This is a genomic window from Chryseobacterium proteolyticum, assembly GCF_046591535.1.
Classification (GTDB): domain Bacteria; phylum Bacteroidota; class Bacteroidia; order Flavobacteriales; family Weeksellaceae; genus Chryseobacterium; species Chryseobacterium proteolyticum.
Map to the genome: position 1 here is coordinate 112581 of NZ_JBJLWK010000001.1, position 16014 is coordinate 128594.

The window sequence follows — 16014 nt, forward strand, 5'->3', positions numbered from 1 at the left end:
CAAATAATAATAGCTATGTAAAATTTTAAATCCAAATAATTGGAATGAATGATCTTTAAATGTAGCCGGTTTTATCTAAGGGAAATTATTTTATTAAAGATATTTCCGTTTTCTTCAACCTGGATGATATATTGGTTAGCTGTTTGTGGGTTAAGATTAAAGGTAATATCTACATTGCCGTCAGCATATTCTCTGTTGGATGTATAATACGTCGTATTGGATAGATCATATACTGAAATATTTACAGGACCCTTTACATCCGACATGTGCAGCTTCGCCATATTACCGGAAATGGTATATTCAGGCTTATTGATTGAGCTCACAGGCTTTTTTTCCACTTCCATTACATTATCGGAACTGATTTGTATTTTATACTTCTCTATCTTCATTTCTGATTCTGCTACCAGATAATAAGTTCCGGGTTCAAAGCTTTGAAAATCATACGTTTTCATTACATGGCTCCCATCCGTAAGATTTTCGGAGAATAGTTCATCATGTGCACTGTTATAAACAAAAACAGATACGCTTCTGGCGTTTGACAGCTCAAAATTTAACGTTTTGGCTTGTACGTTTCCAAAGGAAAGGGAAAAATCTCTATCCTTACTCATAACATTTGCTGAAAACAACAAGGCTCCTGCAAAAAATACGGCTTTTAATAATGTACTCATGGGTTAAGGCTTTTAGGATTAATACTGCAAAGCTAGGGCACCAATAATTCTCAGGCTATAATTAAATTTTCATATTTATGTGTTATATTAACCTTGTTTAATAATATTATTGTATTATTTGTTAATTTTGCATATGAAATTATTTGTATTTGGCCTATGAAACATGTAAATCCTTCTTTTGAGGCGGTAAGACCTACTATAGGAAGCAGCTTTACCAGCCTTAAATTTCTTACTAATGAGAATATAAAATCACATGTCTGGCATTACCATCCCGAGGTTGAGTTGATTTTTGTATGCAAAGGTTCCGGGAAAAGACAGATTGGAAGTAGTATCACTTATTTTTCAGAAGGAGATCTTGTACTGATAGGAAGCAATCTACCGCATTGCGGACTCACCAATGAAAGTACGCATAATGAGTATGAAATGGTTATTCAGTTCAAACCTGATTTTTTAGGAGAACCTATCTGGGACATACCGGAAATGCAAAGGATTTCTTCTTTGCTTGAAAAATCAAAAGCAGGTATTGTATTTGGGGAGGATGTGAAAAAAAGAATCGGGAAAGAGATTGTTGAGATGCATGAAGCTTCCTCTTTGGACAGATTATGCAGATTTTTAAAAATATTGGATGAATTGGCTGTTACTCAGGATTACAGGATTTTAAATGCGGGAAAATATTACCTTCAGACACAGATTGAAGATAATGAAAGAATCAATCTTATATTCAATTACGTCAAAGATCATTTTAAAGAAGCCATAACCCTGGAAGAAATGGCTGATCTTGCCAATATGAAAGTACCGTCTTTTTGCCGTTATTTTAAAAAAAATCACAAATAAGACCTTTACACAGTTTGTTAACGAATACAGAATTACCCATGCCCTCAAGCTTCTTGCTGAACAGCCCTTAAGCATTACAGAAGTCTGCTTTGAATCCGGATTTAATAATTTCAGTTATTTTAATAAAACGTTTAAGGAATACATCCAAAAAAGTCCTTCTCAATACAGGAAAGAGTTTAATTATTTCATGGAATAATTTTTAGCAAAACAATAAAAAAGTGTAATCATATGATGATTTATTAAAATATAAGTGTAATTTTAACACTTATAAAATAACAATCACTTTTTATGAAATTTTTTATTGACACTGCCAATCTGGCGATGATAGAAGAAGCTCATGCCCTTGGAGTTCTTGACGGAGTAACCACCAACCCTTCGCTGATGGCGAAAGAGGGGATTTCCGGAAAACAAAACATACACCAACACTATCTTGATATCTGCAACATTGTGGATGGCGATGTAAGTGCTGAAGTTTTAGGAATTACTTTTGAAGAAATGGTTAAGGAAGGTGAAGAGCTTGCGGCACTACATCCGAGAATTGTTGTAAAAGTACCCATGACTCAAGATGGGATTAAAGCCATCCGCTATTTTTCTGAAAAGGGAATAAAGACCAACTGTACGCTTGTATTCTCTTCCGGACAGGCATTGCTGGCTGCCAAGGCAGGAGCCACCTATGTTTCTCCATTTCTGGGAAGACTGGATGATGTCTCTACGGACGGCCTTCATCTGATATCGGAAATCCGGGAGATTTATGACAATTATGCTTTTCAGACACAGATCCTTGCTGCTTCAGTCCGACACAGCATGCATATTATCAATTGTGCAAAGATTGGTGCTGATGTGGTAACGTGTCCTTTGGCTCCTATACTTTCTCTTCTTAAACATCCGCTTACAGATTCAGGATTAGACCAGTTTATTAAAGATTCACAAAAAATGAAATAAGATTGGGCATATAAAGTATAACTTCTCTGTTAAAATTCAGTAGTTTTATACTTTAGATGAGCCCAGATCTGTTGATCAAATGAGATTGATATGCAGGAACAGTTAATCAACCCAACCATACAAAAGTTTAGGACCGAATTCAAAGCAGAGCCTGAACACATCTTCCTTTCTCCCGGGAGAATTAATATTATCGGTGAGCATGTAGACTATAGCGACGGTTTTGTATTACCTGCTGCCATAGATAAATACATTTGTTTTGCCGTCCGCAAGCTGCCACAGTCTAATTTTTGTACCATCATAGCCAAAGACCTCGGAGAAGAATATACATTTGATGTCACAATAGAGGTAAAACCTGTACCGCAAATGTGGATGAACTATATTCTGGGCGTTTTCAGCCAGTTGCAGAAGTCAGAAAACCAGTTTTGCGGAATGGAAATTGTCTTCAGTAGTACCATTCCAATGGGATCCGGACTTTCTTCTTCGGCAGCCCTTGAATGTGGCTTTGCCTATATCCTCAATGAACTTTTTAACCTTCATCTCACCAAGAAAGAAATCGCGGTGATCGGGCAAAAATCAGAACATACTTTTGCAGGAGTTCAGTGCGGAATTATGGATCAGTTTGCCTCCGTTTTCGGAAAGGAAAATAAGGTCATTATGCTCGACTGTAATTCTTTGGAGCATCAATATTTTGATGCCGACCTTAAAGGATACAGCCTGCTGCTTTTTGACAGCTGTGTAAAGCATAGTCATCTGACATCCGGCTATAACGAAAGACGTAGAGATGTAGAACACGGCAAAAAAGTCTTATGGAAAAATTTCCCTGAGATTGAAAAATTCCGGGATTTTACATTGTCTATGCTTGATCATACAAAGGAAGAGATGGGTGATATTTCATACAAAAGATGTCTCTATCTGTTGAAAGAAATCCAAAGAGTAGAAATGGCGGCCAAAGCAATTTCGGAAGGAAATATTGAATATCTGGGAACACTTCTCACAGAAACCCATGCCGGGCTGTCCACTGAATTTGAGGTCAGTTGTATTGAACTTGATTTTTTGGTTGAAAACACATTGCAGAAGGAAGGGGTTCTGGGAGCAAGAATCATGGGAGGCGGCTTTGGGGGCTGCAGCATCAACCTGATTCAGGAAAACAGAGCTGAAGAAGTGATTAAAGCCATCAGTGAAAAATATCTTGAACATTTTAATATTCAGATGAAAGTGTATCAAGTTAAAATTTCAGACGGGATAAAAGAATACACCAATGAATACATCATTTGACCGTAATAAACATCCCCACAGAAGATACAATCCTCTCCTGAATGAATGGATACTGGTTTCTCCCCAACGGGCAAACCGGCCCTGGCAAGGACAGAGAGAGAAGACCGCAGCAGATGATCGTCCTGCCTATGATCCGGACTGTTATCTCTGTTCCGGAAATATTCGTGCTAACGGAGCCCGCAACCCTGACTATAAAGGGACTTACGTTTTTAATAACGATTTCGGGGCGTTGCTTAATGAAGAGGTTGATTTCTCAGAAGGACATTCAGGATTTTTTACCCTGCTTCCGGAACGTGGAATCAACAGGGTTGTTTGCTTTTCTGAAGACCACAGCCTTACCTTACCGGAAATGTCCGTGGAACAAATAAAAAATGTGGTGGATGCATGGCAGGCGCAGTTCATTGAATTAGCCGCTTTGGACCATATTAATTATATTCAGATTTTTGAGAATAAAGGAAGCATCATGGGATGCAGCAATCCTCATCCGCACGGCCAGATATGGGCACAGTCATCAGTTCCGGCAATGGTTCAGAAAACCCAGGATCAGTTGAAATCTTATTTTGAAAAGAATAAAAGAACATTGCTGGAGGACTATATTGAGCAGGAAATAACGGCCGGCGAACGTATGGTCACAGAAAATGAAAATTTTGCAGCATTAGTGCCGTTTTGGGCATCATGGCCTTATGAAACAATGATTATCAGTAAACAACAAAGAGAAAATATTGCAGCATTTTCTGAGGATGAAAAAGAATCACTTGCAGCCATACTCAAGGACCTGACTACAATTTATGACAATCTTTTTGAAACGTCATTTCCTTATTCTGCGGGAATTCATCAATCACCTACGGACGGAAAGCAACATCCGGAATGGCATTTTCATATGCATTTTTATCCACCGCTGCTCAGGAGTGCGGAAGTAAAGAAATTTATGGTAGGGTATGAAATGCTTGCAGAGCCTCAGCGAGACATTACCCCGGAACAAAGCGCGGCAATATTAAGAAACCTGCCCCGGATTCATTACAAGAAAAAATAATAAAATCAATACCTTTGGAAAGAATATGCAGATGGTAATTCTGATACATACAGAATATAACATCTCTTTTTCTCAATAAAATTATGGAACAAATTAAATTAATTGTGACGGATATGGATGGGACGTTTCTGAATTCCAACCATGAAATGAGCCCTGAATTTTCGGATATTTATAAAGAACTGAAAAAAAGAAATATTGTATTTGTTCCCGCGAGTGGCAGGCAGATGCCGGGGATTACCCATTATTTCGGGGATATAGAGAGTGAGATCGGCTTTATCGCTGAAAATGGAGGTTATGTGATCTATAAAGATCAGGAGCTTTTTGCTGATATATTGGAATATAAATATATTGTTGAGATCATCAAAGCGGTTCGGGAAATACCGGGAGCGAAAGCGGTACTCTCAGCTAAAAAAATGGCATATTATGAAACCGAAGATCACCAGTTTGTAGATTTTTTCTCAAAGTATTATACCGAAAATATGAAAAAGGATGATCTTACTGAAAGAATTGATGATACAGCCTTTAAAATAGCAGTCTATCATCCTGAAGGCTCTGAAGAATATCTGTATCCGGTTTTGAAAAGATTTGAAGAATTTGGTCTGGAAGTGGTTGTTTCGGGAGAATACTGGCTGGACATTATGAATAAGGATATCAATAAAGGAAACGCTTTGAAAATCCTTCAGAAATCTTTGGGAATCTCTCCTGAAAATACGATGGCATTCGGAGATTATATGAACGATATAGAAATGCTGAAGAATGCCAAATATTCTTACGCGATGAAAAATGCACACCCGAACGTAAAGCAAGTGGCCAATTTTGAAGCGTGTACCAATGACAGCTTTGGAGTTTTAAAAACAATCAAGGGCTATCTGGACTGATTGTAGGCATTGGTAGTAAGAAATGCAATAGAATATCGGGCTATAAAATAAACCCATGGAGTATAAAAAAGTACATCCGCATAAAGCATTAGAATCCTTCATTCATTTCTATTGGGAATTGAAAGGAAATGAACAGGAAGAGCAATGGGAAAGAGTTTTTCCGGATGGCTGTGCTGGTATACTAATGAATGTAGGAGATCCTTGTTTGACGGATAACGGTTCGGTCGTAATGGAGTTCGGAAAAACTTATGTAGTGGGAGCAATGACTTCATTCAAAGATAGTTTTATTGATACTGATACTCATTTAATCGGTGCATGCCTGAAGCCGGCAGCTTTTGCCAATTTCTATAATTATACTTCACAGAATGAGCTGGTAGACGACACGATTGAATTTGAAAAATCAAATTCCTTTAACGTTGACAAAGCATTAGAGGATACTTTCCATTATTTTGATCAATTCTTTTCCGCTAGAGTACAGAATAAGAACAACAAGTTACAACCTGTACTTAACGAGATACATTCTGCAAAAGGAAAAATCAGCATATCTGAGCTTGCAAAAAGGAATTTCACGTCCGTAAGACAATTGGAAAGGGATTTTAAAAGACTTATCGGAATATCACCAAAAGAATATACCAATATAATCCGATTTCAGAATGCTTTGCACCTGATCAGAAATCCGGATCAAAACAGGAGTCTCTTAGATATTGCATTTGAATGTGGCTACTATGACCATTCACACCTTAGCCATGAAATCAAAAGAAATACAGGACTTTTGCCATCGTTACTTTAATTTGTCGCATTTTTACAAAGTATACCAGGCTGGGTAAAAGTAAATTTGCAGATACATTAAAATTCAAAACAATGCGAAAAATATCACTTTTTATTGCGATGAGCTTAGATGGTTATATCGCGCAACCCAATGACGATTTAAGCTTTTTAAAACTTGTAGAGAAAGAAGGCGAAGATTATGGCTATGCGGAATTTACTTCTCAAATTGATACCATAATTATTGGTAGAAGAACCTATGATTATGTAGTAAATGAAATCGGAGCATCTCATTATGATAATGGGGAACGGGATGTTTATGTAATTACCAGAACAGAAAGGCCGCAAGTAGGCAGAACGATTTTTTATACGGGTAATTTAACCGGATTGGTTGAGCGTTTAAAATCAGAAAACGGTAAAAATATTTATTGTGACGGCGGGGCGGAAATAATTAATGAATTATTGAAGCAAGACCTGATAGACGAGTTTGTAATTTCGGTTGTCCCGGTTTTGTTAGGTGATGGGACAAGACTTTTTAATGACAGAAGACCAGAACAGGTACTTGAATTTATTACCGTAAAAACATTTGAAACCGGTTTGGTACAACTTCACTACAAACATAAAAAGTAATAAGAAAGCCGCTCTTCTGAATACTCCCAGCACAAATAAAAGTTCAGTAATAACATGCAATAATGTTTCATTATTATCTATAACAAATACTGTTATTGGAGTGTTCATCATCTTAGTTAGTCATATAATTTTGTTCATAAACAGAGATTCGGTTACATTTTGTATGGATTCGGTTACAGTGAGCAGATTTTTTTTTGTATATTTTAGTCTCTCAAACAGGATATTATATTCTGTTGGGCATTAAAAAACACATATATATCAATAATCTGCTGAATATAAATTATAGAGAATGGATTTGGAAGGCAGATTTTAAAGTAAAAAAATACTGATGAAAAAACTCTTACTGATCGTAACAAATGTAAATCAATATGCAAGTGGATTGGCAACAGGGTTATGGCTAAGTGAACTTACTCATATTTATCACGCTGCAAAAGAAAAAGGCTGGGTTGTCACTATTGCCAGTCCTAAAGGAGGAGATGTACCTATTGATCCAGAAAGCTTAAAACCTTTGGTTTTGGATACAATCACCAGGAATTACCACGAGGATCTTTTGTTTATGAAAGAATTAAACAGCTCCAAAAGTCTTAATGAAGTAAAAAACGAAAATTTTGATTGTATTTATCTGGCGGGCGGTCATGCTACGATGTACGACTTTCCAGATGATGTAACCTTACAGGTTATCATTAAAAACCAGTTTGAAAAAAGTAAAATGGTAGCTGCTATTTGCCACGGAGTAGGAGGGCTGCTTAACGTAAAACTGTCCAATGGTGACTATCTGATCAAAGGCAAGTTAATCACTGGATTTGATTGGTTTGAAGAAACGATAGCGAGAAGAAAAAGAGAAGTTCCTTTTAATTTGGAAGCAGCGATTAAAGAACGGGGAGCTAATCTAAAAAAAGCTTTTATACCCATGACTTCTAATGTTGTCGTATATAATAATCTCGTGACCGGGCAAAATCCATTCAGCTCTAAGGAAATGGCAAAAGTTGTTGTAAAAGAGCTTGTGAAAACACAAAAATAAATACGCGGATAGGTCTTTATTATTTACATATTAATCACTAAAATTTTTATTATGGCACAATTTCTTCCTGCGGAAAAAGATCCGCAAATCTTAAGAGAAATCAGAGAATTTCTAGACGCGCTTAACAATAGCGGTGGTAAACCTTTGGAAACGATGACACCTCAGAATGCGAGACAAGTTTTAATAGACGCTCAAAAATCAGTAGAGTTCGATTTTTCTGACATTGTAGAGACAGAAAGAGAAATTACACAAGATGGTATTACAGTAAACATCCACATCGTAAAGCCTGCCAATGCCTCTTCTGATAAGCTTCCTGTATTTATGTTTACCCATGGTGGGGGCTGGGTTTTGGGTGATTATCCTACCCATAGGAGATTAGTTAGGGATTTAGTGGTCAACAGTGGTGCAGCTGCTGTTTTTACAGATTATACTCCCTCTCCTGAAGCACAATATCCGGTAGCTATAAACCAGATATATGCCGCTACAAAATGGGTGGCCGAAAATGGCGCTGAAATCGGTGTTGATGGGAAAAATTTGGCAGTTGCAGGAAACAGTGTAGGAGGAAATATGACAGCTGTACTCTGCCTGATGGCAAAAGATAAAGGAGGTCCTGAAATTAAATTCCAATTATTATTATGGCCGGTAACAGATGCTGATTTTACGCGGGAATCATGGCAGAATTATGCGGATGGTCGTTTTTTAACTGCTTCATTAATGAAGTGGATGTGGAATAATTACCTTCCGGATCTGGAAAAAAGAAAAGAATATTATGCTTCACCATTCCAGGCATCACTGGAAAAACTGAAAGGGCTTCCGCCTGCATTGGTACAGATTGCAGAAAATGATATTCTGCATGATGAAGGTTTGGCCTATGCAAGAAAATTAGATGAGGCAGGAGTACCTGTAACTATCGAAACCTATAACGGATTTATTCATGACTACGGATTACTTAATCCTCTTGATCACATTGAAGCGATCAGGTTCTCTTCGCAACAGGGAGCTTTAGCTCTTAAAAAGGCCTTATTTTCAAAATAATTGAACCAGAGACCCATCTTTGATTATTATTAAAAAACGGATGATGGATTGATATTCGGGAGTAAACCTTTATTCTCTAAAAACCAAATGGCACCATTGAAGATGAATGGTGTCATTTTTTTATATCGGTTGAACGGTGTAACTTTTTTATAGATTATCTTTAATCCAGCTGCATAGAGCCATTTTTATATAATTTGCATATTTACACTTATTATAACCGGACTTTTTGTTCTCTTCAATATTGTTTAGGTTAGTATTTAACAGGGATGATTACAATGATCTATTTCGTTTCATAAAAAAAGTAACGTTCTATAATTAAGATAGTTGCGGTGCTTCAATATGCTCTAAATTTATAAATATAAATAGTGTATGCTATGAATATATCTAATTAAAATTTATGTTTGCCCTGTTAAAAAAAAGCGAAATCCGAAAAGCTTAATAGAGTAGGAGAAAATTAAACTGTTTATTAATTATGAGTTCTGAAAGTAACAGAAAAAAGAAAGTTATTGATGATTTGTTGAAGAAGAAAATCGAAGGTCTTAAAGGAATTTATGGTGGTGTTGCATGCACGGCACCTCCTAAGCCGATTGTTATTACTCAATGCTACATCTGTACAGTAACTTCCCCGACCAATCCGAGCGGACCAGTTGTTGCAATTGCTCCTTAATTACTAAAATAAGAAGGAATGAGCAATCATTCCTTCTTATCTAAAACTAGACTTACTATGATAAACAAAAGCTTACATGATGTGCTGGCCTACAGAAATGATGATGTTATTGATCGTTTTTTAACCATGTACAATATTGAGAAGGAAGAAGCTTTAAAGATATTTAACGAAACATTGAAATGGCTATGGCTGGGTAACCACATTGATGATGTTTTTATTGATGATTCTACCTTAATAATTGATGAGATGTGGCATAACTTTATTCTTTTTACGCAGGACTATGAAGCCTTTTGTTCTGCACATTTTGGACGTTTTATACATCATCAGCCTGAAAAAAGAAAACAACAGGAGTGGTATAATGAGACATTTAATGTTGAAAGCCATACAGACCGATTAAAAAGTTTATATGAAAGGGTGTATGATAACCTGGGAGAAGAGACCTTACTAACCTGGTATGAAGAATATCCTAAAAAATATTCTCCAGAGCAAATAAAAAAACTTAGAAAATGAAAAGAATTATTTATTTCTGTTTACTGATCCTGTCGAATCTGGTTTTCTCTCAAAATTTATCAACCGGTTTTGAGGAATTACAACCGGAAAAAATAGGGGGGTATACCGTAAAAAATACTGAAGGGAAAGAGGTTTATAAAACGGAATATCAACATCTTGACTCAGTAAAAATTTTCGGATATAATTATTTATCAGAAGACAATCTTAAAATAAGAGGGTTTCTTATAGAGCCCAAAATAAAAGGGAAGTATCCTGTAATTATTTTCAACCGTGGAGGCAATGGTGAACTTGGAGCTGTAACTCTACCAGTATTAACGGATTTTCTATCAAAAATTGCGGCTAAAGGCTTTGTGGTAATAGGCTCTCAGTTACGGGGAGGAGCACGTAGTGAAGGAAAAGATGAATTTGGGGGGAAAGATATTGGAGATGTCTTAAAATTATTTGAAATTATTGATCATCAGGAGACTATTGATCCCAAAAAAGTTGGAATGCTGGGTGTAAGCAGAGGAGCAATGACCAACTTTTTAGTCCTAAAAGAAACAGACAGAGTAAACGTAAATATTACGGTAGGAGGCATTGCTGATTTAAATCAAAAAGACAGACCGGAAATGTTGGAGCTTTACAAAAAACTCATTCCTGATTTTGAGAAAAATTCGAAAAAAGAAATGGATAAGCGCTCTTCAGTTCTTGCTATTCCTATGATCAAAAATAAAAAAGTAAAAAATATGATTATCCATGGGGCCAATGATGAAAGGGTAAATGTTGAAAATGCAATTGTATTGTTTAAAAATTTAAAGGAAAATAATTTTTCAACAAGACTACTGATTTATGAAGATGCTAATCATGGAATTAATAATAACACGAAAAGCCTGATAGAAAATATAACCAAATTTTTCAAGGAATATCTCTAAACCTTCTGATGAAGTAAATGTGGCATTAGTTCGTTTTAGAATATCATTTGAGAAACAACAAAGGTCGATTTACTCAAAGAAAATAGAAGAAGCGATTGAGAAAAAATACACTAATGACTATAAATAAAAATAAATAAATAACATTAAAATTTTAAACAACATGAAAAAATTCTTTAGACCATTACTTCTGATATCAATGTTTATGATTTCATTTTCCTGTAATGATGATTCACAATCTACAGAGAACGACTCTGTATCAGCTTTACATTCCAATTTAAGTAACAAAGCCGGCGATTGTGGATTAGTAACAGAAGGGGATGATCAAAAATGGGAGGCTATAGATCCTGTGGAAGTGGCGATACTTCATAATAAATTTTTAGAAGTGGCTGTGAATACCGCACTTCAAAATCCTGGTAAATCTGACATAGAAATTTTGACAAGTCTGGATATTCCGAATGTAAGTAGTGACTATATGAATTGCATATCGACCAGAATATCCAATACTTCAGATGATGAGATGGATAAAGTTATCATGAGCAATTTGAGTGATGATAGAGCCGTGGGTCTTTATAATGAAATATTAGATGATTTATCAGGGGATAATAAATCGTTTTCCACAATATCAAAAGAAATGGATGACACTAGATTAAAAATCAATTCTCTTTCTAATCAGAAAGATAGAGACATCCTATTAACGTGTTTAGAAACAGGATTAGCATCATCAAAATTCTGGCTTCCTACAGAATTGGAAGGCGATGGAGTTGGCTATCATTATCTTTCCGTTGTAAACAGTACTTCAAAAGTAGGTGGTGATACACGATTCAAGAAAGATATGCGTGGTGCAGGATATGGAATGGTTGCATGGTCTTTTAGTGCTTTTTTAGGACCGGTTGGTGCTAGTGGGCTTGTATACGGAGCTGTAACCGGAGCTATAGGTTCTTCATTTTTACCATAAATCATGTGACATATAACTCAGGAAGAAAGTCCTTCAAATAATTTTGAGGGGCTTTTTTCAGGTTGGCTGTATACTATAATCTTTGATCATAGAATTATAATTTTTTGTTCATTACCATATACACTCCGGAAATTTGTATTTTTAATCCATCATTGGTGCAAGAAAAAGTTGTTAAAAGAAATGGAACCGGTCACAAAAATTAAAACGTATCACTTTCTTCCCTGCAAGTATGGTTTAGAGTTGCTTTTAGATATTGGTCGTATTGAAACATTAAATCATTTTGTATTAGATAGCACATTGCACCAGCTTAGTTTTTACGAAATTCTTTTTATTGAAAAGGGAGCCGGTACCTTTACATTGGATGAAAATAAGATTCCCATTACTCCTGGAACTACTATCTTCACAAGCCCTGGACAAGTTCGGTGCTGGGAAATCAAAGAAAAGGTTGAAGGATATACTTTATTTTTTGATAAAGATTTTCTCTATCTCTTTTTTTCAGACGAGCTGTTCCTGTATAGATTTCAATATTTTCATCAATATTCATTTCCAACCGGGATGAAGATACCGGAAGTATCATTTCAGAAATGTATGAACCTTTTACATGAAATAGAAGGGGAGTTCGGGCAGCTTCAGAATGACAGCGGCCATCTGATCAGGTCCGTCTTATATCAGCTGCTTGTCATTCTTAACCGTTATTATGCAAGTGTTTATCATATTCAGGGGGATACCTATGTTCATCCGGATTTTTACAGGTTTCGATCTTTACTGGAAAATAGCTTTATAAATGACAGGACTGTAGAGGCTTATACCCGAATACTTAATGTCAGTCCAGGATTTCTGAACAAAATATGCAGGCAATTCAGTGGGCTATCAGCACAACAAATGATTCACCATAAACTGATTTCAGAAATAAAGAAAGAGCTGTATCAAAACAAATCTGCAAAAGAGATTGCTTACGGGTTTGGTTTTTCTGATCCTTCTAATTTTAACCGCTTCTTTAAAAAACTTACGGGGAGCACTCCTCAACAATACCGGAAGAGTTTGTAAAATGACCATTTAAAAATTAAAATGACCTTTTTGCAGTATAAGATTGTTCCTAATTTTACCCAAAAAAGGAATATGAAAAAATACATACTCAGCTTTCTGCTTTTTATAATAAGTGTAGCGATAGTACAGGCAGAACAATTATATGTTAATCCCAGGACCGGCAACGATAGCAGTTCCGGAATAAAAGAACAACCTCTGAAGACAATTGCAGAAGCAGCAAGACGCGTCAACCAAAATAAGGAAAAGGAATCCACTACAATCATTCTTTCGGAAGGTATCCATCTGATCACCGAGACTGTTGTATTCAGTAACGATAAGTATACCCCTAAAAACCGTTTGGTTATTCGTGCGGAGATTATGCCCGATGATGCAGATTGGGGGCCTCAAAAAATGCCGGTTGTCGTTACAGCAGCACCCCTTGTACCGGGTGTGGGAGGAGAAGAGGCAAGAGGCATACAACCGGAGGTTAGTCATGTGACTATTGAAGGTCTTAGATTTACGGGAAGCCCAGACTATTCTTATATAGATGGTAAAAACTTACGCCGGTCTTATCCCATTTGGAGGGATGGCAAAAAATTAGATGATCTTCTGGTAACGCAGTGTCTTTTTACCGGAAATCCGGATGTATTGCCGTTGCATGTAGGAGTTATAGCTAATGGATATGGTCTGGTGGTTGATCATTGTGTATTTTTCAATTGCAAAAATCCTGTTGTTTTCTGGAAAAATGAAGGACCTAAGGGGAGCAGAAGTGCCATGCGTTATTCATTGGTTTATGGAGGGTATTTCAGTGGGGTCTGGACTACAAAAGGTACTGATGGTGACTATTTTGATTTTCATCATAATATCATTGCAAATACGACTACGGTATGGATAAGGGAAAAAGGAAGTACACTCAGATACAAAGCTTCTGATTGCATTTTTACAGACTATAAAAATATGGCAGGATTTGGTGACGGTGCGATAGGTGGTAATGATTTAACTTCCTCAGATTTTCTGGATATGAAAAACGTGCAGACTACAGGAACTGTACAAATTGAAAAAGATCAGAGTAAGCGTAATTATCTTCAGCTGGCGGAGGGGTCGTTGGGCTCAAACCTAAAAGCAGGACTTTTTAAAAAAAATCAATAAGTATATAGTTTAGATGATAAAGAATCTTGTCGTTTTTAAAATTGCAGGATCTTTATTTTACTGTAACCAATGAAAATTTCGCAAATATCATATATCTCAGCCAGGGCCAAAAAGTATGTGTTTTTCTTTTGATCTGTCATGTTTTTTTTATAACTTTAACAGGCTTTGGATTAGCGAATTACTTAATTATTTATTCCGATTATGCAGATTTTGCCATCAGCTGTTTTAGCGCCTTACGTAAAGAATTATACGGTTGTAACGATTGGTAAAGATATCACGGATGCTGTATTTTATCCCAGTGGTTATATCGATTTGATTATTAATATCTCTGGCGGATCAGCTGCGACTATCATTAATGGCAAAAGAAAAGATACCCCGTCCGTAGAGTTGCTGGGACATATTACACTTCCAACAAGACTTACGGTCCTGAAAAATACGACGGTGCTCATCGTAAGAATTTATCCTCATGCCAGCACTTTATTTTTTGATGATCCGGTCTCTGAATTTACAAACTATGCCACTGATATGTATGATGTAACAGCAGAAAGTACAACCTTGTATGATCGTATCATGATGGCGGGTGACTTGTCCGGCCAGGTTAAAATAGTAGAAGATTTTTTGTTGCAGCAAATGAGAAAAAATGAAAACCGATTGAAAAAAGTGTCGATGGTTCTGGCTCTTAGTAAGCAGATTTCCTTTGATCATCAGCCATTAAATTTAAACCGGTTATCTGAAGACTCCGGACTATCGGAAAGATATATTCAAAAACTTTACATGAACAATATCGGTATCAGTCCGGCAGCCTTTACGTCCGTCATCCGATTTAACAGATCCCTGCATCTGGTGCTTAATACCCGGTCATCACTGACTTCTATCGCTTATGATTGCGGGTATTATGACCAGGCACATTTTATCCGGGAATTTAAAAGATTTACGGGTATTGTTCCCTCAGAATCCCGGAGTTTCCTAATTGAAAACGGGAAAGATTTTCAAGAGGCTGTCAATGTAGGCTTTTAGCCTATTTCGCTGGATGATTACTGCTAAACATATCGCGATGCATTTTCCATCCGTTTTTTGTATTTTTCCAGATGACCATTACTTTTCCATCGTCTATTTTCTTACCGTCAAGATCTCTCATTTCATAAAAGCTTTCTTCAGTAATGAATGTTTTATCATTCCCATATAAATGCTGAATTGTAAATGTAACATGTACCTTAGGTCCACCTTTAAAGAATGAAGCTATTTGCTCCCGTCCGCACACCGGTGAAGCGCCGGGAGGGAACAGGCATGCATCTTCAGTATATCTGGTAAGAATAGATCCATCGTCCTTATTGGCGAGATCTGCATAGATGGCATTGCTTGATTCTATGGCTTTCCTGGCACTTTTTGATACCATATCTGTATTTTGGGCTTTGCAAAAACCGGCAAACGCTATGAATACGCTTACCATAACTACTTTTTTCATTTTAATTTTTTTTGCAAAGTAACCGATTGATCGAAAATGAAAATTGTATAATTGCGAACTAATATTAATTTTTTCTTTTAACCTTATGCAGATTAAAGGATGGTTTGATACAAATGAAAAATGAACAATATTAATTAAGCATGAAGTACCAATATTGCTTTGACGGATTTGTTAAGAATTTCTTCTACAGTGCTGCTGCTAAATAAGCGGTAAATAATATTATGATTTCTTTTAACGAGACACAAAATGT

19 protein-coding genes are annotated in these 16014 nt (G+C 36.4%); 17 read left to right on the forward strand and 2 right to left on the reverse strand.

Annotated features, from left to right (window positions below; translation table 11 throughout):
* Positions 1 to 71: 71 nt before the first annotated feature.
* Positions 72 to 668 carry a hypothetical protein gene (locus ACJ5H0_RS00445; RefSeq protein ID WP_273647720.1) on the reverse strand — a complete coding sequence of 199 codons (597 nt, stop codon included), beginning with the start codon at positions 666 to 668 and terminating at the stop codon, positions 72 to 74.
* Positions 669 to 824: 156 nt separating this feature from the next.
* Here ACJ5H0_RS00445 and ACJ5H0_RS00450 point away from each other — a divergent pair, with 156 nt between their 5' ends.
* From ACJ5H0_RS00450 to ACJ5H0_RS00530, 17 genes are all read left to right on the forward strand, one after another.
* Positions 825 to 1502 carry a cupin domain-containing protein gene (locus tag ACJ5H0_RS00450; protein ID WP_411246705.1) on the forward strand — a complete coding sequence of 226 codons (678 nt, stop codon included), beginning with the start codon at positions 825 to 827 and terminating at the stop codon, positions 1500 to 1502.
* A gap of 31 nt (positions 1503 to 1533) precedes the next feature.
* Positions 1534 to 1698: a helix-turn-helix domain-containing protein gene (locus tag ACJ5H0_RS00455; RefSeq protein ID WP_411248029.1), complete on the forward strand. Its 165-nt coding sequence runs from the start codon at positions 1534 to 1536 to the stop codon at positions 1696 to 1698.
* Between the two features lie 92 nt (positions 1699 to 1790).
* Positions 1791 to 2444 (forward strand): fructose-6-phosphate aldolase, encoded by a 654-nt coding sequence (gene fsa / locus ACJ5H0_RS00460; RefSeq protein ID WP_172278212.1) that lies wholly within the window; start codon positions 1791 to 1793, stop codon positions 2442 to 2444.
* Positions 2445 to 2534: 90 nt separating this feature from the next.
* Positions 2535 to 3719 (forward strand): galactokinase, encoded by a 1185-nt coding sequence (galK, locus tag ACJ5H0_RS00465; protein WP_411246706.1) that lies wholly within the window; start codon positions 2535 to 2537, stop codon positions 3717 to 3719.
* Positions 3703 to 4752 carry a UDP-glucose--hexose-1-phosphate uridylyltransferase gene (locus ACJ5H0_RS00470; RefSeq protein ID WP_411246707.1) on the forward strand — a complete coding sequence of 350 codons (1050 nt, stop codon included), beginning with the start codon at positions 3703 to 3705 and terminating at the stop codon, positions 4750 to 4752. Before galK ends, ACJ5H0_RS00470 begins: the two co-directional genes overlap by 17 nt.
* Before the next feature lie 83 nt (positions 4753 to 4835).
* The gene (locus ACJ5H0_RS00475; protein ID WP_411246708.1) at positions 4836 to 5630 is read left to right on the forward strand and encodes an HAD family hydrolase; all 795 of its coding nucleotides are present in this window, start codon (positions 4836 to 4838) and stop codon (positions 5628 to 5630) included.
* Between the two features lie 55 nt (positions 5631 to 5685).
* Positions 5686 to 6420: a helix-turn-helix transcriptional regulator gene (locus ACJ5H0_RS00480; protein WP_172278220.1), complete on the forward strand. Its 735-nt coding sequence runs from the start codon at positions 5686 to 5688 to the stop codon at positions 6418 to 6420.
* A gap of 71 nt (positions 6421 to 6491) precedes the next feature.
* Positions 6492 to 7025, forward strand: coding sequence for a dihydrofolate reductase family protein (locus ACJ5H0_RS00485; protein WP_411246709.1), 534 nt, complete (start codon positions 6492 to 6494; stop codon positions 7023 to 7025).
* 328 nt (positions 7026 to 7353) lie between these two features.
* Positions 7354 to 8046 carry a type 1 glutamine amidotransferase domain-containing protein gene (locus ACJ5H0_RS00490; RefSeq protein WP_411246710.1) on the forward strand — a complete coding sequence of 231 codons (693 nt, stop codon included), beginning with the start codon at positions 7354 to 7356 and terminating at the stop codon, positions 8044 to 8046.
* Between the two features lie 51 nt (positions 8047 to 8097).
* Positions 8098 to 9081 carry an alpha/beta hydrolase gene (locus tag ACJ5H0_RS00495; protein ID WP_411246711.1) on the forward strand — a complete coding sequence of 328 codons (984 nt, stop codon included), beginning with the start codon at positions 8098 to 8100 and terminating at the stop codon, positions 9079 to 9081.
* Positions 9082 to 9553: 472 nt separating this feature from the next.
* A complete protein-coding gene (locus tag ACJ5H0_RS00500; RefSeq protein ID WP_273647725.1) occupies positions 9554 to 9748 on the forward strand; it encodes a hypothetical protein in 195 nt (64 codons plus the stop codon).
* A gap of 57 nt (positions 9749 to 9805) precedes the next feature.
* Complete coding sequence (locus ACJ5H0_RS00505; protein ID WP_411246712.1) at positions 9806 to 10258, forward strand: hypothetical protein; 453 nt, start codon at positions 9806 to 9808, stop codon at positions 10256 to 10258.
* On the forward strand, positions 10255 to 11169 hold the full coding sequence (locus ACJ5H0_RS00510; RefSeq protein WP_411246713.1) for an alpha/beta hydrolase family protein: 915 nt from the start codon (positions 10255 to 10257) through the stop codon (positions 11167 to 11169). Before ACJ5H0_RS00505 ends, ACJ5H0_RS00510 begins: the two co-directional genes overlap by 4 nt.
* A 160-nt stretch (positions 11170 to 11329) precedes the next feature.
* Positions 11330 to 12124, forward strand: coding sequence for a hypothetical protein (locus ACJ5H0_RS00515; protein ID WP_411246714.1), 795 nt, complete (start codon positions 11330 to 11332; stop codon positions 12122 to 12124).
* Between the two features lie 180 nt (positions 12125 to 12304).
* Complete coding sequence (locus ACJ5H0_RS00520; protein WP_411246715.1) at positions 12305 to 13171, forward strand: AraC family transcriptional regulator; 867 nt, start codon at positions 12305 to 12307, stop codon at positions 13169 to 13171.
* 72 nt (positions 13172 to 13243) lie between these two features.
* A complete protein-coding gene (locus tag ACJ5H0_RS00525; RefSeq protein WP_411246716.1) occupies positions 13244 to 14299 on the forward strand; it encodes a hypothetical protein in 1056 nt (351 codons plus the stop codon).
* 201 nt (positions 14300 to 14500) lie between these two features.
* Positions 14501 to 15316 carry a helix-turn-helix domain-containing protein gene (locus ACJ5H0_RS00530; protein ID WP_411246717.1) on the forward strand — a complete coding sequence of 272 codons (816 nt, stop codon included), beginning with the start codon at positions 14501 to 14503 and terminating at the stop codon, positions 15314 to 15316.
* A 1-nt stretch (position 15317) separates the two neighbouring features.
* Here ACJ5H0_RS00530 and ACJ5H0_RS00535 read toward each other — a convergent pair whose 3' ends face one another.
* Positions 15318 to 15764, reverse strand: a complete 447-nt coding sequence (locus ACJ5H0_RS00535; protein ID WP_228456939.1) for a YybH family protein — start codon at positions 15762 to 15764, stop codon at positions 15318 to 15320.
* Positions 15765 to 16014: the final 250 nt, after the last annotated feature.